We start from the raw sequence: 19,998 nt of genomic DNA, 5'->3' as shown, positions 1-19,998 counted from the left end.
CACACCTGCTACCGGGGCTGCTCCGCGTCGAGCCGGGCACGCAGCGCGTCCAGCTCCGACCAGAGGACGGCCGGCAGCTTGTCACCGAACTTCTCGAACCACTCGGTGACCAGCGGCAGCTCGTTGCGCCACTCCTGCGGGTCGACCTTCAGGGCGATCCGGACGTCCTCCGGGGTCATGTCGAGCCCGTCGACGTCCAGCGCGTCGGCGGTCGGGACCATGCCGATCGGGGTCTCGACCGCGTCGGCGCTGCCCTCGATCCGCTCGACGACCCACTTGAGCACCCGCGAGTTCTCGCCGAAGCCGGGCCAGAGGAAGTTGCCCTCGGCGTCCTTGCGGAACCAGTTCACGTAGTAGATCTTGGGCAGCTTGGCGGCGTCGCCGTCGACGCCCTTGCCCATCTCGATCCAGTGGTTGAAGTAGTCACCGGCGTGGTAGCCGATGAACGGCAGCATCGCCATCGGGTCGCGGCGCACCACGCCGACCGCGCCGGACGCGGCGGCGGTGGTCTCCGAGGACAGCGTCGCCCCCAGGTACACCCCGTGCACCCAGTCGCGGGCCTCGGTGACCAGCGGGATGGTGTCCCGACGACGGCCACCGAACAGGATCGCGTCGATCGGTACGCCGTTCGGGTCGAAGTAGTCGTCGGCCAGGATCGGGCACTGGGTGATCGGGGTGCAGAACCGGCTGTTCGCGTGGGAGGAGAGGTTCTCGCTCTCCGGCGTCCAGTCGTTGCCCTTCCAGTCGATCAGGTGGGCCGGCGGCTCGCCCATGCCCTCCCACCAGATGTCGCCGTCGTCGGTGAGGGCGACGTTGGTGAAGATCGAGTTGCCCCGGTCCAGCGTCCGCATCGCGTTGGCGTTGGTCTTCCAGTCGGTGCCCGGGGCGACGCCGAACAGCCCGTACTCCGGGTTGACCGCGTAGAGGCGGCCGTCGGGGCCGAACCGCATCCAGGCGATGTCGTCGCCGATGGTCTCGACCTTCCAGCCGGGGATGGTCGGCTCCAGCATGGCCAGGTTGGTCTTGCCGCAGGCGGACGGGAACGCGCCCGCCACGTGGTAGACCTTCCCCTCCGGAGAGGTGATCTTGAGGATCAGCATGTGCTCGGCGAGCCAGCCCTCGTCGCGCCCCATCACGCTGGCGATCCGCAGCGAGTAGCACTTCTTGCCGAGCAGCGAGTTGCCGCCGTACCCGGAGCCGAAGGACCAGATCTCCCGGGTCTCCGGGAAGTGCGAGATGTACTTCGTCTCGTTGCACGGCCAGGCGACGTCGGACTGACCGGGGGCGAGCGGGGCGCCGATGGAGTGCAGGGCGTGCACGAACTCGGCGTCGTCGCCCATCGCGTCGAGCACACTGGCGCCCATCCGGGTCATGATCCGCATCGAGGCGACCACGTACGGGCTGTCGGTGATCTCGACGCCGAACATCGGGTTCTCGGCCTCGACCGGGCCCATGCAGAAGGGGATGACGTACATGGTCCGGCCGCGCATCGCACCCCGGTAGAGCTCGGTCATCGTCCGCTTCATCTCGGCCGGCGCCATCCAGTTGTTGGTGGGGCCGGCGTCCGCCTCGTCCACGGAACAGATGAAGGTGCGCTCCTCGACCCGGGCGACGTCCGTGGGGTCGGTGCGGGCGTAGAAGGAGTTCGGCTTCTTCTCCGGGTTCAACCTGACGAGGGTGCCGTTGTCGACGAGTTCGTCGGTGAGACGCCGCCACTCCTCGTCGGACCCGTCCACCCAGACCACCCGGTCGGGGGTGGTGAGTTCCGCGATCTCCCGGACCCAGGCGAGCAGCTTGGGGTGGGTCGTGGGGGCCTGATCGATCCCCCGCACAGTAGCCGGAGCAACCATGACTCATCTCCTTGTGGTCGACGCTGACCGATTTATGGGATGCACGAGTCTCGGCGGACGCGGGCCGCGTCGCCTTCGTGGAAACCTGGGATTGGCCTCAGCGTAAACCGGGCGGACCCGCGAGTCAGTGGGACTGGTTGTGAAGAACTGCACAAGGTACGGCCCGGCTGCGGTAACACGAGCTGATACCCGCTTTCACGCGCACTTTCACGCAAATCCTTCGACGAACTGTCGGCGGGCCCGGGACCGCCCCACGGACGGCGGGGGACCCGGGTCGACCCACGGCGCGGCGGCGGCACGCCGGTGGCACCCCGTCCACGACGCCGGTTACCGGTACGCTCGCGAGGTGGCCGCGACGATGACCGGGGACCAGCCGGGTGCCCCGCAGACCCGCCCGGGTCTGGTTCGTGCGCTGCTGGACAGGTTCGGCCACCTGCTGCGTGAGTTGAGCAAGTTCGCCACCGTGGGCGGGGTGGCCTTCCTGGTCGACTTCGCGCTGTTCAACTACCTCACGCTGGGGCGCGGCGTCGAGCCGGTGACCGCGCGGGTCGTCTCCACGGTGATCGCGGCGACCGTCGCGTTCGTGGGCAACCGGTTCTGGACCTGGCGGCACCGGGTCCGCTCCAACCCGGCCCGCGAGTACGCGCTGTTCTTCTTCTTCAACGCGGTCGGCCTGGGCATCGCGGTGGCCTGCCTGGCGGGCAGCCGGTACGGGCTGGGCAGCATCTGGCCAGGAGTGTTCCGCACCCCGCTGGCCGACAACATCGCCAGCTACGTGGTGGGCACCGCCCTCGGCACGCTGTTCCGGTTCTGGTCGTACCGACGGTTCGTCTTCGTCGAAGCGGGAACTCCCGCCGTCACGGAGGCGACCAGCGACCCGTCGTCCGGGTCGTGACCGGTCGCCCACCCCGTCCAGCCGGAGTTCCCGGCACCGTCCTCAGCCCTAAGGTGTTGCGCATGCGTCTTGTCCGTCTGCTGCCCGAGCGCTGGCAGAAGTTCATCCGCGAGGCGCTCAAATTCGGCATCGTCGGGGGCGTCAACACCGTCATCAATTACGCGGTGTTCAATGCTCTGGCACTCACCGTTTTTGTCGACGGTCAACTGAAGGCGACGGTCATCGCCACCATCGTGGCGACGATCACGTCGTATCTGATGAATCGTCACTGGACGTACCGGGATCGACCGAAAGCGGCGCTCCAGCGCGAATACGCCCTGTTTTTCCTGTTCAACGGTGCCGGTCTGATCATCGAACTCGGCGTCCTCGCCGCCGCCAAGTACGGCCTCGGGTTCACCAGCCTGCTCGCGCTCAACGTGGCCAAGACCGGCGGCGTGCTGCTCGCCACCCTGTTCCGGTTCTGGTCCTACCGGACCTTCGTCTTCCAGCCGGTCCCCAAGCACGCCGAGGAGAGCTGGCACTCCATCAAGCGCGACGAGTGGGACACGATGGCCGAGCTGGACCCGGTCGCCGAGCTGGCCGAATCGGTCAGCGAGCTGGAAGAGGCCCAGAGCCAGGCCGAGGACCACACCACCCCGGCGACCGGGACGCCGGCCCCGACCGTCGAACCGGTGTTCAAGCAGGGCCGGGGCGGCACCCTCGGCCCCGCCGCCGCCGGCGGCGGCGACCTGGGGGCGGAACTGGCCGCCGAGCTGCACGCCGGCACCACCCCCCGCACGCCGCGCCCCTGACCGGCCCCGGGTGACACCCGGGGCCGGGCCACGGATCAGCCGCTGGTGTCCCGCAACGGCTTGCCCTCCCGCATGTCGGCCAGGATGTCGCGCATCTCCCCGTCGCCCAGCGTGTGCTTGTCGTGCTGCGCCTCCACCAGCTCGTAGAGGGTGGTCTGCACCCGGTCGACCCGGGGCACGTCGACGAGCACCGACTGCCCCCGCTCGCCGGCCGACTCGATGGTGAGCGTGCCGCAACCCAGCAGCCGTTCGGTGAACCGCTGGGTCATCGAATGGTCGTTGATCCGGGCCAGCGGCAGGTCCCGCCGGTGCCGGGAGAAGACACCCTCCTGGAGCAGCACCCGCTCGTTGGTGAACAGGTAGTGCGTGCTGCGCCAGACCAGGAACGGCCACAACCCCAGCCAGAGCACCGCGATCAGGAACAGACCGGCGAGCACGGCGAGCACGAGCGCGCCACCGTCGCCGTCGGGCAGCAGGAGCCAGCCCGCCACCACCGCCGCGACACCGAGGACCAGCACCAGGACCGGCCGCAACAGCGCCTTCGGATGCGGGTGCAGGTGCAGGACGACGTGCTCGTCCTCGGTGAGCACGTCTTCGGGGAACGCCACGGGAACCTCCTCGGCGACAATCGGACGCGCTGACCGTAACCGGTCGGGGCGACCCACCGGATCAGCCGGGCGGCCCGCCGTGCACCCCGCGCACGAACCGACCGTGGGCCGCCGGTCACCGCAGGTGCAGCACGTCCCCGGCGGCCAGCCGGCGCTGTCCGGCGGCGGTGTCGACGAGCAGGTGCCCGTCGGCGTCCACTCCGGTGGCGAGCCCGGTCAGGTCGGTGCCGTCGGGCAGCAGCACCCGCACCCGGCGGCCCACCGTGCCGCAGGAGGCCAGGTACGCCGCGCGCAGGCCGCACGCGTCGGCGTCCCCGCCGGCCAGCCGCCACCGGTCGTACCAGTCGGCGAGGGCGCGCAGCAGGGCCCGCAGCAGCGGGTCCCGGTCGGTGGCGGTGGCCCCGGCCAGTTGCAGCGAGGTCGCCGGCAGCCCGGTCGGGTTCTCCGGCAGCTCGTCGGCGCGCAGCGTCACGTTCAACCCGACACCGAGCACGATCGCCGGGGGCTCCGCCGCACCGGCAGCCGGCACCGCCTCGGCCAGGATGCCGGCGCACTTGGCCTCCCCGATCAGCAGATCGTTGGGCCACTTCAGAACGGCGTCCAGTTCGGCCAGCCGGGATACCGCCTCGACCAGCGCGACCCCGGCGAGCAGCGGCAGCCAGCCGTACCCGGTGGGGGGCGCCGGCGGCCAGTCGCGGTCGGCGACGGCCTCGCCGGGCCGCAGCAGCACGCTCGTCGCGAGACCCGCCCGCGGTGGTGACTGCCAGGCCCGGCCGCGTCGGCCCCGGCCCGCGGTCTGCCGTTCGGCGACCACGACCAGGCCCTCCGGTTCGCCGGCCCGCGCGGCGTCGGCCGCGTCGGCGTTGGTCGAGCCGGTCTCCGGCCGCAGCTCCAGCCGACGCCAGGGGCCCGACGGCGCGGTCAGCGCCCGGGACAGCCGCGCCGCCGACAGCGGCGGTCGGTCCAGATCGGTGTACGGCGAACCCGGCATCCCGCCAGCCTACGGGCCCGGTCGACACGCGCCCCCGACCAGCCTCCGGAGGGGGCTACTGAGGCGTACTGCACAGCGGCGTCGGCCTGAACCATCGTTATATTCCCAGGGTGACTACCGAGACCGGGACCAACATCCACAGCACCGCGGGCAAGCTGGCGGACCTGGAGCGCCGGGTCGACGAGGCGGTGCACGCGGGCGCACGCGGCGTCGAGAAGCAGCACGCGCGGGGCAAGAAGACCGCCCGGGAGCGGATCGACATGCTCCTGGACGAGGGCTCCTTCGTCGAGCTGGACGAGTTCGCCAGGCACCGGTCCACCAACTTCGGGCTGGACCGCACCCGCCCGTACGGCGACGGGGTGGTCACCGGCTACGGCACCGTCGACGGCCGGCAGGTGTGCGTCTTCGCGCAGGACTTCACGGTCTTCGGCGGCTCCCTCGGCGAGGTCTTCGGCGAAAAGATCGTCAAGGTGATGGACCTGGCCATGAAGATCGGCTGCCCGGTGGTCGGGATCAACGACTCCGGCGGGGCACGCATCCAGGAGGGCGTCGTCTCGCTCGGCCTCTACGGCGAGATCTTCTTCCGCAACGTCCGGGCCAGCGGGGTCATCCCGCAGATCTCCCTGATCATGGGTCCGTGCGCGGGCGGCGCGGTCTACTCCCCGGCGGTCACCGACTTCACCGTGATGGTCGACCGGACCTCGCACATGTTCATCACCGGCCCGGACGTCATCAAGACGGTCACCGGCGAGGACGTGGCGATGGAGGATTTGGGCGGCGCGCGTACCCACAACACGCGCAGCGGCAACGCGCACTACCTCGCCACCGACGAGGACGACGCGGTCGACTACGTCAAGGCGCTGCTGTCCTACCTGCCGTCGAACAACCTGGACGAGCCGGTCGTCCTCGACGCGCCGGCCGACCTCGACGTCACCGACGCCGACCGGGAACTCGACACGCTGATCCCCGACTCGGCCAACCAGCCGTACGACATGCACCGGGTCGTCGAGCACGTCCTCGACGACGGCGAGTTCCTGGAGGTGCAGCCGCTCTACGCGCAGAACATCGTGGTCGGCTACGGCCGGGTGGAGGGCCGTCCCGTCGGGGTGGTCGCCAACCAGCCGATGCACTTCGCCGGCACGCTGGACATCGCCGCCTCCGAGAAGGCCGCCCGGTTCGTGCGCACCTGCGACGCGTTCAACATCCCGGTGCTGACCTTCGTGGACGTTCCCGGGTTCCTGCCCGGCACCGGCCAGGAGTGGGACGGCATCATCCGCCGGGGCGCGAAGCTCCTCTACGCGTACGCCGAGGCGACCGTCCCGAAGGTCACCGTCATCACCCGCAAGGCGTACGGCGGGGCGTACGACGTGATGGGCTCCAAACACCTCGGGGCGGACCTGAACTTCGCCTGGCCGACGGCGCAGATCGCGGTGATGGGCGCGCAGGGCGCGGTGAACATCCTGTACCGGCAGGAGCTGGCCGCCGCCGAGGACCCGGCCGCCGTCCGCGCCGAGCGGATCGCCGAGTACGAGGACACCCTCGCCAACCCGTACGTCGCCGCCGAACGCGGCTACGTCGACGCGGTGATCCCGCCGCACGAGACCCGGACCCAGATCGTCCGGGCGCTGCGGGTGCTGCGGACCAAGCGGGAGACGTTGCCGCCGAAGAAGCACGGCAACATCCCGCTGTAGCCGCCCCGCCGCGCGGGGTCGGCACGGGTCGTCAGCAGGGGACGTCGGCGGCCGGGCAGAGGCGTTCCGCGGCCCGGTCGGCCAGCGCGATCAGGTCGGCCTGGCTCATCCCCGGCCCGGTGCCGTCGACCCGGTCGGCGACCGTGTCCGGGGCGGGCACCACCACGGTGACCAGGTCACCGACCCGGACCACCAGGGTGGTCTCCACGGTCGCCGCCGCGCCGACCGGTTTCCCGCCGGTCTGCGCCAGGGGTTGCGAAGCGACGTGCCGCAGCAGCACCGACTGGTCACCGGCGAAGTCCCGCGCCGCCGGCTCCCAGCGGTGCTCCTGTTCGGTGGCCACCGGCTGCTGGTCGGCGGCGAGCGTGGACGCGTCGAGGGTCCACTCGGCGCAGGCGTTGAGCAGCCGGTCGATCTCGCCGAACAGCCACCGCCCCCGGGACAGCTCGATGCGGTAGACGTCCTGGCTGAGCACGGGCATGGCCGGCCGGCCGGCCCGGGTGGTCGGGCGGAGCAGGGTCTGCGACCGGGAGGCGCGGGACACCGACAGTTGGGCGCTGACGTCGCGTTCCCGCCCACACGATTCGAGCAGCGGGTCGATCCGGACGGCCTCCCCCAGGCCGGTGTCGCCGAGCCGCTCGCCGGTCTTCGTGGGCAGGTCGGCGGGGGTCAGCAGGGCGTCGAGGGGGATCTCCGTCCGGACCGGGGCCGACGCGGGGGCGGACCCGGGGGCCGCAACCGGGGCGGTGGGCGTCGCCGGCCCGGTGGGCAGCTGGCGTACCGCCACGGCGGCCCCGGCCAGCACGACGAGCACGGTCGCCGCCGACAGCACCGCCGTACGACGGCTGCGGCGGCGGGCGCGGGCCCGCAGCTCCGCCGGCTCGGGCCAGCGGACCTCGCGCAGGTCCCGGTGCAGCCGGTCGACGAAGGTCGGCTCCTCACTCATCGGACCTCCTCCAGGTCGCCACCGGCGAGCAGCCCGGCGAGCGCGGTACGCCCCCGGGAGAGCCGGGCCTTGACCGTGCCCACCGGGGCGGCGGTCTCCCGGGCCACCTCGGCCACGGGCATGCCGAGCAGGTAGTAGAGGGCGAGCGCGGTGCGCTGTTCCTCGGGTAGTTGCCGCAGGGCGGCGACCACCTCCAGGGTTTCGGTGCCGGGGCCCGGCACGCTCTCGGTCGTCACCCCGTGCCGCAGGTAGGCGCGGGCCCGGCTGCGCAGGCTGCGCCACCGGCTCACCGCGATCCGGGAGGCCACCACGCGTACCCAGGCTTCCGGGTCGTCGTAGCCGCTCACCGTCGACCAGCGTTGCCAGGCCCGGATGTACGCCTCCTGCACGGCGTCCTGCGCCTCGGCCAGGTTGCCGGTGAGCGCGTAGACGAACCCGAGCAGCCGTTGCCGGCTGCCCCGGTAGAACTCGTCGAAGCCGTCGACGTCCGGCACCCTGGTTACCTCCCCCGTGGCGGTCAGAGGTGACACGCGTGCCGCGCCCCGGTGGGTTGCGTGCTCAGCCGGTCATTCTGCCCGGTCGAGCAGGTCGGTCAGCTCGGCGAGCGGGAAGGTGCCGGCGGGGAGGCGTTCCCGGGCCAGTCGCCGGACCGCCGTCTGCACGGCGGCGTTGGCCGGCGTGGGCACCCCGAGCCGTCGGCCGAGCAGTACGATCTCGCCGTTGAGGTGGTCGACCTCGGTGGTGCCGGCCGCCCGGGTCAGACTCTGCCAGGTGGAGCTGCCGCTGCGCGGTTGTCCGTCGACCGGCCGGGTGCCGACCCGGTCCCCGCGTTCGGCGCGTTCCTCCTCGTCGGAGGGGTGGGCGATGCCCGCGGCGGCGAGCACGGCGATCCCCTCGGCCCGGACCCGGTCGAGCAGCCAGTCCGGCAGGCCGGTGCCGAACAGGGCCTGCACCCCGTTGCCGAGGTTGTTGAGCAGCTTGCCGTACTTCCACCGCATCACGTCCTCGCGGACGGGGGCGAGGAAACCGGCGGCGGTCAGGTCCGCCGCCACCGCCGCGTCGACCTCGTCGGCACCGCCCGGGTAACGACCCACGTGCAACATTCCCGGGTACGGGTGGCCGCTGGCGATCACCACGCCCGGGTCGAGGTGGGTCGCCGGCAGCCACACGCAGACCGGATGCACGTGGGCGAACAGCCGCAGCGCGGTGGGCTCGTTGGCCACCCCGTTCTGCGCGGTGAACAGGGGCAGCCGCTGTCCCGCCGTACCGCCGCCGGCGACCGGGGCGTCCGCCCAGGTGTCCAGGGCCGCCCAGGTGTGCTGCGACTTGACCGTCAGCACCAGCACGGTGTCGGCGGGCAGCGGCTCGCTCCCCGGCCCGTCGGTGGCCGGCCCCCGCCAGGTCACCGACCGCTCGGGGGTACGCAGGGTGAGCCCGTCGCGCCGGATCGCCGCCAGGTGCGGCCCGCGCGCCACCAGCGTCACGGCCCGGCCGGCCTCCCCCAGCAGTACGCCGATGGTGCCACCGACCGCGCCCGCTCCGATGATCAGGTATCGCATCCGACCGATTCTGCCCGCATCCGCCCAGGTCGGCGACCCGAGGTCGGGGTGCCACCGGTCACCCGGGCCCGCTCCCGGTCGGCGCGGAGTGGCCGTCCGGTCGAAGCGGGACGCCGGCCCCGGGGTCAGAGCGGGATGCCGGCCCCGGCGAGCAACGGGCCGGCGAGCAGGACCGCGCCGACGGCGAGGGCGAACAGGTTGACCAGCCCGAAGAGGAACACCCAGAGCAGCGCCGGGAAGGGCGTCAGGTGGGCCAACTGGTCCGCGTCGGACTCGGGCATCCGGCCCCGGCTGCGCAGCCGTTGCAGTTCGAAGACCGGCCGGACGCCGCCGAACAGCAGGAACCAGACCGAGGTCCAGGCGAACACGGCCTGCACCTGCGGGGTGGCGTACCAGGAGACCACCAGCACCACCCCGCCGGTGACCAGCAGGGAGAGCACACCGAAGACGTTGCGGACGAGCAGCAGCATGGCGAGCAGCAGCGCGACCGCGACCCAGAGCAGCAGGGTGATCCGGTTGCCGCCGAGCAGCCAGGCGCCGCCCAGGCCGACCAGGGACGGCGCGACGTACCCGGCGAGCAGGGTGAGGATCATGCCGGGGCCGGTGGGGCGGCCGGCGCTGAGGGTGAGGCCGGAGGTGTCCGAGTGCAGCCGGATGCCGTGCAGCCGCCGTCCGGTGAGCAGCGCCGCCAGGGCGTGGCCCCCCTCGTGGGCGATGGTCACCGCGTTGCGGGCGACCCGCCAGGTCGACCGGACCGCGACGACCGCCAGCGCGGCCAGGGCGGTGAGCACCACCAGCAGGGGCGGCGGGTCGGGTTGGGCGCTGAACAGCCGGTCCCAGAGGTCGCCCAGCCCGTCGATCGACACCATGGCCGGGGAGCCTACCCGGCCGGATCGTGTCGCTCGACCGGTCGTCGCCTCGTATCGTGTGAGACTGACCGGGCGGCGAGCGGAACGGGAGGTGAGGGCCGGTGAGCGCGACTCCCCTGGAACACCACGTCGGCCTCTGGACCGAGGCCGACTACCTCGCCATGGCCGACACCCCGAACCGGATCGAACTGCTCGACGGAAGCCTGATCGTGAGCCCTGCTCCGAGCAAGCGGCACCAGTTGGTGTCGTGGAGCCTTGTCGACAGTCTTCGGCCAGCCGCCCGGCCCCTCGGTCTGCTGGTGTTCGAGGCGGTGAACGTGCGGCTCGGGGTGGACCGGATCGTCGTTCCCGACGTGGTGGTCGCCGACACCGACGACGAGGGCACGGTGGTCGAGGCCGGTGAGGTCGCGTTGGTCTGCGAGATCGTCTCGCCCGGCAACGCCGCCGCCGACCGCCTGGTCAAGATGCAGCTCTACGCGCTCGCCGGTATCCCGTGGTACCTGCTGGTCGAGCAGGACGGTGACGCCCACTCGTTGCGGCTCCACCGGCTCGACGGCAGGCACTACGTGGAGGACCAGGTCGCGAAGGCCGGCGAGACGCTGACCCTGGCCGAACCGTTCCGGTGGCAGCTCGACCCGGCCACGCTGCGCTGAGCCGGCCCGCTGCCTGATACCACCCCCGACCTGCCCTGACCGGTTCGGATCATCGCACATCAATTCGACCGTTGTCGATGAAAGTTTCCTTAGGGCCCCTTGCGATCAAGGGCAGGAATCTCCAAAGATTGGCGTCAATCGATTGGCGTCCCTGGAGGAATCCATGACCCGTACCAGAATGTCGTTGCGCCGGCTGTTCGCCGCCGGTCTCACCGTGGCCGCCACCGCGGCCGCGGCCCTCGTCGTCACGGCCGGACCCGCGGCCGCCGCCACCACCGCCGGCGTCGACGTCTCCCACTACCAGGGCTCCATCAACTGGACCAGTGTCCGCAACGCCGGTATCGAGTTCGCCTTCATCAAGGCCACCGAGGGTACGAGCTACAAGGACCCGAACTTCAACGCCAACTACGTCAACGCCTACAACGCCGGGGTGATCCGGGGCGCGTACCACTTCGCCCGGCCGAACATCTCCTCCGGCGCCACCCAGGCCAACTACCTCGCCAGCAACGGCGGGGCCTGGTCGGCGGACAGCCGCACCCTGCCGGCCGCGCTCGACGTCGAGGCCAACCCGTACAGCGGCGGCACCTGCTACGGGCTGTCCACCACCGGGATGCGCAACTGGATCCAGGACTTCCTCAACACCTACCGCTCCCGCACCGGCCGGTACGCGGTCATCTACACCACCACGAGCTGGTGGAACCAGTGCACCGGCAGCTGGACGGGCCCGTGGGGCAACCACCCGCTCTGGCTGGCCCGCTGGTCGAGCTCGCCGGGCACCCTGCCGGCCGGCGCCCCGGTCTGGAGCTTCTGGCAGTACACCAGCACCGGCAGCGTCCCCGGGATCAGTGGCGGCGTCGACCGCAACTACTGGAACGGCGACCGCTCCCGGCTGATCGCGCTGGCGAACAACACCTGATCGCCCCCGGACACGGCTCGGCGGCAGCGGGACCGGTCATCACCGTACGGTCGATGGCTGGTCCGGCTGCCGCCGTCGCGGTCGACGACCCCGTCGGGTCAGGCGCTCTTCCGGCTGGTCAACGGCATGGTCACGGCATCCGTGGCGGTGGGCATCGCGGTCCGGCGGCTCAGCCGCCAGGCGGCGACCCCGGCGGCGGCGACCGTCACGACGGCGATCGACACGACCAGCGCGGCCACGCCGGCGCTGAGCAGCAGCAGGACGACATCGCCGAGGGCGACGAGCATCCACAGTGCCAGTCTCGGCCGGGCATCCCTGCGTCGGTAACTCATCTCGCTACCTCCTTCCGTCGTCCCGGGTCAGATACCCCGGATGACGGAAAGTCATGCGAAACGATTTCACCCCCGGCGGGAATCCCCCGGGTCAGTTCTTCCGGTCCGGCACGAACCGGCTGGTGATCAGGGCGAAGTTGGCCAGGTTGGCGTTCCAGTCCTTCGCCGCCACCTCCCACCGGATCGCGTAGCCCCGGTTGGTGGCGGTGACGAACCCCCGGTTGCGGACGTGGATGCGGGTGTTGTCCCGGCTCTCCAACCAGTCCCAGTCGGCGCAGGTGCGGTAGCCGCCGCACGCCTTGATGTCGAGGTACTGGTAGTTGTTGACGATGTTCTTCCGGTCCGGTTCCTTGTTCTTCCAGTCGGCGACCGCGTCCTTGAGCGGGCTGGACGTCCACTGGATGAGCAGTTCCCGCACACCGTTCGGCTCGGTGATGACGACCGAGTCGGAACGGACACTGCGCCGCCAACCCTTCGGCACCGGGACTGTGAACGTCGGCCCCTGATACATCTCCCAGCCCTCAGGCAGCGCGTTCGGGTCGGTGGAGGGGGTGGCCGACGGCGTCGGGCTGGGCGCGGCGCTGGTCGGGGGCGGGGGTGCCGGAGCCGACGTGGGGGCGGCGGAGGACGCGGCGGCGCTCGTCGGGTCGGTGGCCTGCGGGGTGCCGTTCTCCGGGTCGTCGGAGCGGGTGAGCAGCGGCACAGCCAGTGCCAAGCCCACCAACAGCACCGCGACCAGCGCGCCGATCAGCAGGTTACGGCGCTTGTGGTCCGGCGGCGTCCCGTCGTACACCGGGACGGAGGCGACCCCGGCGGACCCGGTGGGTGGGCTGACCGGCGCGTCCAGCACGGCGGTGGGGTTGGCCGGCGGGGGTGGGTCGGCCCGGCCGGCGCGGACCGGCGGGTCGATCTTGCTGGTCGGCGCGGCGTCCGCGTCGGCCGGTGCGACAGCCTTGCCGGTCGACCCGGCGTCCTTGCCGGTCGGGCCGATGTCCTTGCCGGTCGAGCCGGCGTCCTTGCCGGTCGCAGGGGCGTCGGACGAATCCCCCGGGCCGGTCGACGCGACGTCGGCCCCGGTCGGCGGGGTGACCTTCGTGGTGGGACCGGCGTCCACCCCGGCCGGCACCGTCGCGGTGGCGTCCGCACCCCCGGTCGACGCCCCGGTGACGACCGTCGGCTCCGCCGCGCCACCCGTCGCGGTGGCGCTGTCCGCCGCCGTCCTGGCGGCTGCCGCCTTCGCGGCTGCGGTGCCGGTGGCGGCTCCCGCGGCGGCGGCCAGCGACGACGAGGTCTTCGCGCCGGTCCCGCCCTGCGCCGGGCGGGGCGCCGGCACCACCGGGGTACGCGGCTCACGCGGGCCGTTCGGCCCCGGCCGGCGTACCCCGTCGAGCAGGGAGATGCCCCGGGCCCGCTTGCCGGCGGCGCGGCGCAGCATGCGCTCGGCGACCTCGGCGGTGATCCGTTCGGTCGGGTCCTTGCGGAGCAGGCCGGTCAGCACCGGCTTCAACGGGCCGGCGTTCTTGGCCGGCGGCAGCGGCTCGGTGGCCAGCGCGGCCAGGGTGCCGATCGCCGACGGCCGGGCGTACGGCGACTTGCCCTCCACGGCCGCGTAGAGCGTCGCCCCCAACGACCAGAGGTCCGCCTCCGGCCCGGCGGTGCCGTCCCGGGCCCGCTCCGGCGCGATGTACGCCGGCGAACCGAGCACCATGCCGGTACGGGTGACGTTCGGGTCGCCGGGGATGGTGGCCAGTCCGAAATCGGTCAGCACCACCCGGCCGTCGGTGCCGAGCAGCACGTTGCCCGGCTTGACGTCCCGGTGCATGACGCCGGCCTTGTGGGCGGCCTTCAACGCGCCCAGCACGCCCAGCCCGATCTCCACCGCGCGGGCCGGCGGCACCGGACCGTCCTCGGCGAGGGTGTCCTGCAACGACTTCGACGCCACGTACTCCATGACGATCCACGGATCGCCGTCGGTGCGTAGCACGTCGAAGATGCGGACCACGTTGACGTGGTTGAGCCGGGCGATCGCCCGCGCCTCACGCAACGACCGCTCCCGCATCTCGCGGCGCTCGTCGTCGGTCAGGCTCGGCGGCGGGACGAGTTCCTTGATGGCGACGTCCCGGTGCAGCACCTCGTCGCGGGCCTTCCAGACCCGGCCCATGCCGCCCTGACCGAGCGGCGAGAGCAGCCGGTACCGGTCAGCGACGAGTTGGGAAGGCACGTCAGACATCGGTGAGACGGTACCCGGCCCCACCAACGCGTACACCGCCGGCACGCCACTGTGCGACGTGGGTCAACTTGTCGACGCGTACCCTGGCGTCATGTCTGCCGAAGAGCCGCTGTTCCGGGTCGTCCGGGGAGTCCCGACCGCCGAGGAACTGGCCGCGCTGGTGGGCGCGATCGCGCTCCGTTCCCGGCCGGCCGGTCCGCCCCCGCCGGTGGCGAGGTCCGCGTGGGCGCGCAGCGCCCGCCCGGCCGGCGCGGCCCCCGTGCCCGGTCGCGGCGCCTGGCGCGCCTCCGGCCTGCCCCGCTGACGCTGCCCCCCGCTGCGCGGCCCGGGTACGCGCAGCCGCGACCGCCGGGTGGCTCGGGTGTACGCAGCCGAGCGCCGGCCCGCGCGGGGCTGCCGAGATCGACACCTTGCCACTAACCTCACTCTGGGAGATGGCATCGTGACGGTCGGGAGGGCCAGTGATCCCAGAGGAGGGCCGCCCAGCTTCCGGGGCGGGTGACTACGGCGGCATCGAGGCCGACATCCGGCAGATGCGGGAGTTCGCCGACCGGCTCCAGAACGAGGTCGACCGGAACTACACGCCGCACCTGCGGTACATCGCCGACGACATGACCGCCGCCGTGCCCAACCCGTGCGACGCCTTCATCGAGCTGGTGCACTTCCTCCAGGCGCACTGGGAGACCCAGCAGGCCACCTCCGACCTGGTGCACGGGCTCGCCGGCAACACCGGCCGGCTGGCCGCCGCAGCGCACCGGATCGCCACCGACTACCAGGGCTCCGACGCGTTCGCCGACGCCCGGGTGGCCGACGTCGAACGCGCCCTGCACAACCCGCGGATCGGCGCGTCCACCCAGCTCACCGACCGTTCCTCGTGGACGGCCCCCGAACCCAACAGCCCCGAGAATCCGGGCCCGGTGGTGCTGCCGTGATCGAACGGGGCAGCGGCCGGACATCCGGCCTCACCGACTGGCAACTGATGGACGTGCTCAGCATGTGGGCGTGCCTCCAGGACCAGGAGACGCCGGGGCACTGGAAGCACGTCGCCGGCTGGCGCAAGGTCTGTGAACTCGCCCAGAACCACCTGCGGCAACTCCGGCAGTACCGCGCCGGCCTCGCCGAGGCCTGGCCACCGGCCACGAATGCCGCCGCCAGGACCTACCTCGGAGAACTCGACGGGCTGATCAACAAGGTGCAGCGCACCCACGACACGGCGGCCGCCAACCACGACGCCCTGGCCGCCGTCGCGCGCGCCATCGACAGCACCAGGCCCGAACTCAAGCGGATACGTGACGACTACGCCGAGAAGCTCGCCCGCAAGCGCGGGTACGAGGCGACGTTGGCCGACCCCAGGGCAGCGGCGGGCAGCCGGGTGGTGGACCCGCCGGTGACCGACGCGGACCTGGAACGGCTCAACGTGCAGGCACGGGGGTTGATGTTCGGGCTCAGCGGCGAACTCCAACAAGCCCAAGCCATGCTCCAAAAACCACCACCGACGCGGGCCCCTCGCGACCTCAGCAGTACGGACACCTACGGCAATTCAGCACAACTGCCAATAATTCCTCCTATAGCGGCAATCCCGCTATCGCCACCGAGAAACACAAGGACATCAGGAACAAGGGATTCGAAAACCGCCAGGCCACCACTTGCCACTCAATCGTCAAATTCCGGGCCGACACTGGGGGGAATCATAGGCGCACCCCCCTCGCCAACCACATCGAGTGCAAGTACGGGAACGCACGGCGGGTCAGTAAACCCCCAGAATAGCTTCGGAGTTCCGCCCGCTTATACCGTGTCTGGAAGAACCGAAACGACCAACTCTTCAGTCAACAGGAATAACCCTTATGCCGAAAGCATCCCGAGGGCCAAGCCTCCCAACCATATTATCGGCGGTAATCCGGAATTAGGACCAAGCCAGCCAGCCAGCAGCGGTACTTCACGACGCATTAACCCAGTCGGAGGAGTCATCGGTGGGGGCGGTGCCGGACTCGCCCCCACTGGAGGCGCCGGATCCAGACCTCGCGGTGGGCGAGGAGGGCAGATTCATGGGCTCGGAGGCTTTCCCGCCATAGGCGAGGGTGTCCGCACGGGCAACTTCCCTACGTCCCCAACAAGGCGAGACATCTCGAACAGCAGCCAAGCCCGCCCTTGGGACCCCGACCATCCTTGGGCAACCGACGAGGGCGTGCCGCCAGTAGTCCATCCACCCGAGGAGGAAGGACCCATCGACCCCGGACCTACTATCGGCATTAACCGGTGAACATCGACAAAGCGGCCAGCTATCTGGGCATAGTCGCGTTAACTCAACTAATTCTGCTAGCAGCAACGACGCCAGGGGCAGCCGCATCGAAAGATCAGCAGCACATCCGCAGGGATCAGTGGCATCTAAAATTCCTTGACACTACAGAGGCTCATCGAATCACCAAGGGAAAGGATTCGGTGGTCGCCGTCCTGGACACCGGGGTTTCACGCCACCCGGACCTCCGCCAAAACCTACTACCAGGGGTCGACACGATCCCTGGCGGATCCGGAGACGGCCGCAGCGATCGCGATAGCCACGGCACTGGAATGGCAGGACTAATCGCAGCACATGGCCAGCGAAACAACTCCGGCGCGCTAGGAATAGCTCCGGAAGCAAAAATTCTGCCGATCTTTTCCACCTCACCAAAAGGAGACGGGAGTCCAGACGCCCTCGCAGAGGGCATCAGGTTTGCAATCGCAAACGGCGCGAACATAATCAACATATCAAGCGTCGGCACAAAGAGCAGAGAATTAGAGCAAGCGATCACCCTCGCTTTAGCCTCGGATATTGTCGTTGTGGCATCAGCTGGCAATCTGCCTGACGACACCAAGGTGGGGTACCCCGCCTCGGTCGGGGATGTCATTGCAGTGGGCGGGGTTGACCAAACTGGAAGGCATGCACCGATTTCTGTGAGTGGGCCGGAGATTGATGTCGTTGCTCCGGCGGTGGACATATACAGCACCAGCATCAACGGCAGGTACCGCAAGGGCACCGGTACGTCCGATGCCACCGCCATTGTGGCCGGGGCGGCGGCGTTGGTCCGGTCGAAGTACCCCTACCTTCCCGCCGCCGAGGTCGTCCACCGGCTCACCGCGACCGCTGTCGACAAGGGTCCGCCCGGCCGGGACGACGAGTACGGCTACGGCGTCATCGACCTGGTGGCAGCGCTCACCGCCGACGTACCTCCGCTGGGTTTCGAGGGTACGACGGTGACCCCGCCGAGCGGCGCGACGAGTGCCGCTGCCCAGCCTGCCGGCGGCGACGGTGGTGCCACCGTGCGGGGGTGGGTCACGTTGGGGGTGATCGTGGCGGCCGGTGGTGGATTCCTGGTGTGGCGTCGACGTCGACGTGCCGGCGACCCGCCGCCGAGAATCAGCCGGTAGCGTCGGCCGCGTGTCGAACTTCCTGCCGCTCCGTCTCGTGCTCGCCTCGCAGAGCCCCGCCCGCCGCAAGTTGCTCCAGGCTGCCGGGATCGAACCCGACGTGCTGGTCAGCGGCGTCGACGAATCCCTGGTGGTCGCGGAACGGGCCGAGGATCTGTGCCTGGAGTTGGCCCGGCGCAAGGCGCAGGCCGTCGCCGACCGGCTGCGTTCCACTCCGGATGCGCGGACGCTCGTGTTGGGTTGTGACTCGGTGCTCGCGTTCGACGGCGAGATCCTCGGCAAGCCGGCGGACGCGGCTGACGCGACCCGCCGGTGGGAGCGGATGCGTGGACGCAGCGGGGTGCTGCACACCGGCCACCATCTTGTCGACGTGGGGAACGAATCGCAGGTCGGGGCGGTGGCCTCGACGGTCGTGCACTTCGCCGACGTCACCGATGCGGAGATCGCGGCGTACGTGGCCACGGGCGAGCCGTTGGCGGTGGCCGGGGCGTTCACCATCGACGGGTTGGGTGGGGCGTTCCTGACCGGGATCGAGGGTGATGCGGGCACGGTGGTCGGATTGTCGTTGCCGCTGCTCCGTCGGCTCCTGCACGATCTGGGGCTGAGCATCACGGACCTGTGGACGAAGGTCGCGCCGGGTGCCCAGAAGGTCGAGCCGCTCGGCTAACGTCCGGTCATGACCACGAAGCCGTTGCCGCTGACGCCGGAACTACAGGCCTACATCGTCGCCCACGGTTCCCCGCCGGACGAGATCATCCGTGATCTGGCGGAGGAAACCCGGGCGGTGCTGCCGGCGCACGCCGAGATGCAGGTGGCGCCGGAGCAGGCGGCGTTCCTCACCTTCCTGACCCGGTTGCTGGGCGTCCGGCAGGCAGTCGAGGTGGGCACGTTCACCGGGCTGTCGTCGTTGGCGATCGCCCGGGGGCTGCCCGAGGACGGCCGGTTGACCTGCTTCGACATCTCGGAGGAGTTCACCGGCATCGCGCGGTCGTACTGGCAGCGGGCGGGGGTGGCCGACAAGATCGAGCTGCGGATCGGCCCGGCCGCCGAGACGCTGCGGGAGTTGCCGCACGAGCGTCACCTGGACTTCGCCTTCATCGACGCCGACAAGGTCGGCTATCCGGTCTACTGGGCGGAGCTGGTGCCCCGGATGCGGGCCGGCGGGGTGATCGCGGTCGACAACACGCTGCGCGCCGGCCGGGTGCTCGCCCCGCGCGACGAGGCCGACCGGGCGATCGCCGCCTTCAACGACGAGGTGCTTGCCGACGTACGCGTCGACGCGGTGCTGCTGCCCCTCGCCGACGGCGTCACCCTCGCCCGGGTGCGTTGACCGGCCGGTCGGGGGAGCCCGGCACGATCGACTCCCCTGGGCCGATGTTGCGGTGTTTACCTCGCACCGATACCGCTACATCGGCGACATGAAGTCGATCACCTCCCCGGAACGGGGCACCGGTCCGACGCGACGGGCGCGTGACCGGGCCCCGCCCGGGGCGGGACACGTCAGCGGACGCTGCGGGCGAACTGGCGGGCCGCCCAGAAGACGCCGGCGGCGGCGAGCACCGCGATGATGGCCAGCCCCTGCCACACCTTGTCGTTGGCGAGGTCACCGGCGAACAGCGCCCGGGTGCCGTCGACCGCCCAGGAGAACGGGTTCCACTCGGCGACCCCCTGCAGCCAGCCGGGGGCGAAGGTGAGCGGCAGCAGGATGCCGGAGAGCAGCAGCACCGGCTGGGCCACGGTGTTCATCAACGGGGCGAGCGCGTCCTCGCTCTTGACCTTGAGCGCGACGCCGTACGAGACGGCCGAGGTCATCAGCGCGATCAGGGCCAGCATCAGGTACGCCAGCAGCAGGTCCCCGATGAAGACCCGCAGGTCGAACAGGAGCGCCAGCAGGGTGATGATGACCGCCTGCACGATCAGCGAGACGACGTCGCGCAGGGAGCGGCCGAGCAGCAGGGCGAGCCGGCTGATCGGGGTGACCCGGGACCGCTCGATGACCCCGGCGCGCAGCTCGGCGATCAGGCCGAAGCCCTGGAACAGCCCACCGAAGATGGCGAGCAGCACCAGCAGGCCGGGTACGAAGATCTTGTACGCGGCGGCCTGGGTGGGTGCGTTCAGTGCCGGCTTGAGCAGCGGGGCGAAGAGCAGCAGGTACATCACCGGCTGGAAGACGCCGACGAAGACCCAGACCGGGTTGCGCAGCAGCAGTTGAAGTTGGCGTTGGAAGATCAGCCAGGTGTCGCGGGCGAATTTCATCCGTGG

21 protein-coding genes are annotated in these 19,998 nt (G+C 70.9%); 11 read left to right on the top strand and 10 right to left on the bottom strand.

Translation table 11 applies throughout. The annotated features are described in order from the left end of the window. Positions 1-8: 8 nt before the first annotated feature. Entirely contained in the window at positions 9-1,850 is a 1,842-nt protein-coding gene (locus tag ACN261_RS13210; RefSeq protein WP_421485525.1) for a phosphoenolpyruvate carboxykinase (GTP), read from the bottom strand. Positions 1,851-1,989: 139 nt separating this feature from the next. Here ACN261_RS13210 and ACN261_RS13205 point away from each other — a divergent pair, with 139 nt between their 5' ends. Together ACN261_RS13205 and ACN261_RS13200 are read left to right on the top strand one after the other, a co-directional pair. After that, a complete protein-coding gene (locus ACN261_RS13205; protein WP_421486999.1) occupies positions 1,990-2,745 on the top strand; it encodes a GtrA family protein in 756 nt (251 codons plus the stop codon). Positions 2,746-2,807: 62 nt separating this feature from the next. Then, the gene (locus ACN261_RS13200; RefSeq protein WP_421485524.1) at positions 2,808-3,536 is read left to right on the top strand and encodes a GtrA family protein; all 729 of its coding nucleotides are present in this window, start codon (positions 2,808-2,810) and stop codon (positions 3,534-3,536) included. A 35-nt stretch (positions 3,537-3,571) separates the two neighbouring features. On the opposite strand, the gene ACN261_RS13195 is transcribed toward ACN261_RS13200, so the two are convergent. Beyond that, positions 3,572-4,144: a PH domain-containing protein gene (locus tag ACN261_RS13195; protein ID WP_421485523.1), complete on the bottom strand. Its 573-nt coding sequence runs from the start codon at positions 4,142-4,144 to the stop codon at positions 3,572-3,574. 115 nt (positions 4,145-4,259) lie between these two features. Further along, positions 4,260-5,135, bottom strand: coding sequence for a biotin--[acetyl-CoA-carboxylase] ligase (locus ACN261_RS13190; protein ID WP_425850284.1), 876 nt, complete (start codon positions 5,133-5,135; stop codon positions 4,260-4,262). 110 nt (positions 5,136-5,245) lie between these two features. Between ACN261_RS13190 and ACN261_RS13185 the strand changes: the two genes are divergently transcribed. Beyond that, positions 5,246-6,826, top strand: coding sequence for an acyl-CoA carboxylase subunit beta (locus tag ACN261_RS13185; RefSeq protein ID WP_425850281.1), 1,581 nt, complete (start codon positions 5,246-5,248; stop codon positions 6,824-6,826). A 31-nt stretch (positions 6,827-6,857) separates the two neighbouring features. Here ACN261_RS13185 and ACN261_RS13180 read toward each other — a convergent pair whose 3' ends face one another. The 4 genes from ACN261_RS13180 to ACN261_RS13165 form a co-directional block, all read right to left on the bottom strand. After that, entirely contained in the window at positions 6,858-7,772 is a 915-nt protein-coding gene (locus tag ACN261_RS13180) for a hypothetical protein (RefSeq protein WP_425850279.1), read from the bottom strand. Continuing rightward, positions 7,769-8,266, bottom strand: a complete 498-nt coding sequence (locus ACN261_RS13175; protein WP_204927473.1) for a SigE family RNA polymerase sigma factor — start codon at positions 8,264-8,266, stop codon at positions 7,769-7,771. The genes ACN261_RS13180 and ACN261_RS13175 overlap by 4 nt, the downstream gene beginning before the upstream one ends. Positions 8,267-8,338: 72 nt before the next feature. Then, positions 8,339-9,331, bottom strand: coding sequence for a ketopantoate reductase family protein (locus tag ACN261_RS13170; protein WP_425850276.1), 993 nt, complete (start codon positions 9,329-9,331; stop codon positions 8,339-8,341). A gap of 125 nt (positions 9,332-9,456) precedes the next feature. Next, entirely contained in the window at positions 9,457-10,200 is a 744-nt protein-coding gene (locus ACN261_RS13165; RefSeq protein ID WP_421485516.1) for a M50 family metallopeptidase, read from the bottom strand. 101 nt (positions 10,201-10,301) lie between these two features. On the opposite strand from ACN261_RS13165, the gene ACN261_RS13160 reads away from it, so the two are divergent. Both ACN261_RS13160 and ACN261_RS13155 read left to right on the top strand, forming a co-directional pair. After that, positions 10,302-10,853, top strand: coding sequence for a Uma2 family endonuclease (locus tag ACN261_RS13160; protein ID WP_425850274.1), 552 nt, complete (start codon positions 10,302-10,304; stop codon positions 10,851-10,853). 163 nt (positions 10,854-11,016) lie between these two features. Then, positions 11,017-11,769, top strand: coding sequence for a GH25 family lysozyme (locus ACN261_RS13155; RefSeq protein ID WP_421485513.1), 753 nt, complete (start codon positions 11,017-11,019; stop codon positions 11,767-11,769). 98 nt (positions 11,770-11,867) lie between these two features. On the opposite strand, the gene ACN261_RS13150 is transcribed toward ACN261_RS13155, so the two are convergent. Next, positions 11,868-12,101, bottom strand: a complete 234-nt coding sequence (locus tag ACN261_RS13150) for a hypothetical protein (protein ID WP_088643959.1) — start codon at positions 12,099-12,101, stop codon at positions 11,868-11,870. Positions 12,102-12,192: 91 nt separating this feature from the next. Then, on the bottom strand, positions 12,193-14,331 hold the full coding sequence (locus ACN261_RS13145) for a protein kinase domain-containing protein (protein WP_425850271.1): 2,139 nt from the start codon (positions 14,329-14,331) through the stop codon (positions 12,193-12,195). Positions 14,332-14,422: 91 nt separating this feature from the next. On the opposite strand from ACN261_RS13145, the gene ACN261_RS13140 reads away from it, so the two are divergent. The 6 genes from ACN261_RS13140 (at position 14,423) to ACN261_RS13115 (ending at position 19,066) form a co-directional block, all read left to right on the top strand. Further along, complete coding sequence (locus ACN261_RS13140; RefSeq protein ID WP_421485510.1) at positions 14,423-14,635, top strand: acyl-CoA carboxylase subunit epsilon; 213 nt, start codon at positions 14,423-14,425, stop codon at positions 14,633-14,635. Positions 14,636-14,792: 157 nt separating this feature from the next. Continuing rightward, positions 14,793-15,263: a hypothetical protein gene (locus ACN261_RS13135; RefSeq protein WP_425850269.1), complete on the top strand. Its 471-nt coding sequence runs from the start codon at positions 14,793-14,795 to the stop codon at positions 15,261-15,263. Beyond that, positions 15,260-16,591 carry a hypothetical protein gene (locus ACN261_RS13130; RefSeq protein WP_421485507.1) on the top strand — a complete coding sequence of 444 codons (1,332 nt, stop codon included), beginning with the start codon at positions 15,260-15,262 and terminating at the stop codon, positions 16,589-16,591. The genes ACN261_RS13135 and ACN261_RS13130 overlap by 4 nt, the downstream gene beginning before the upstream one ends. Positions 16,592-16,593: 2 nt before the next feature. Then, a complete protein-coding gene (gene mycP / locus ACN261_RS13125; RefSeq protein ID WP_425853592.1) occupies positions 16,594-17,736 on the top strand; it encodes a type VII secretion-associated serine protease mycosin in 1,143 nt (380 codons plus the stop codon). A 10-nt stretch (positions 17,737-17,746) separates the two neighbouring features. Next, positions 17,747-18,403: a Maf family protein gene (locus ACN261_RS13120; protein ID WP_425850267.1), complete on the top strand. Its 657-nt coding sequence runs from the start codon at positions 17,747-17,749 to the stop codon at positions 18,401-18,403. Between the two features lie 9 nt (positions 18,404-18,412). Further along, on the top strand, positions 18,413-19,066 hold the full coding sequence (locus ACN261_RS13115; protein WP_421485504.1) for an O-methyltransferase: 654 nt from the start codon (positions 18,413-18,415) through the stop codon (positions 19,064-19,066). A gap of 170 nt (positions 19,067-19,236) precedes the next feature. Here the strand turns inward: ACN261_RS13115 and ACN261_RS13110 are convergent, their stop codons facing one another. After that, on the bottom strand, positions 19,237-19,992 hold the full coding sequence (locus ACN261_RS13110; RefSeq protein WP_145917889.1) for an ABC transporter permease: 756 nt from the start codon (positions 19,990-19,992) through the stop codon (positions 19,237-19,239). Positions 19,993-19,998: the final 6 nt, after the last annotated feature.

Source organism: Micromonospora sp. WMMD723 (assembly GCF_049863385.1).
In the GTDB taxonomy this organism is placed as follows: Bacteria; Actinomycetota; Actinomycetes; order Mycobacteriales; family Micromonosporaceae; genus Micromonospora; species Micromonospora wenchangensis.
The sequence above is the reverse complement of the archived record's forward strand: the minus strand, read 5'-3'. Positions and strand labels throughout refer to the sequence as shown.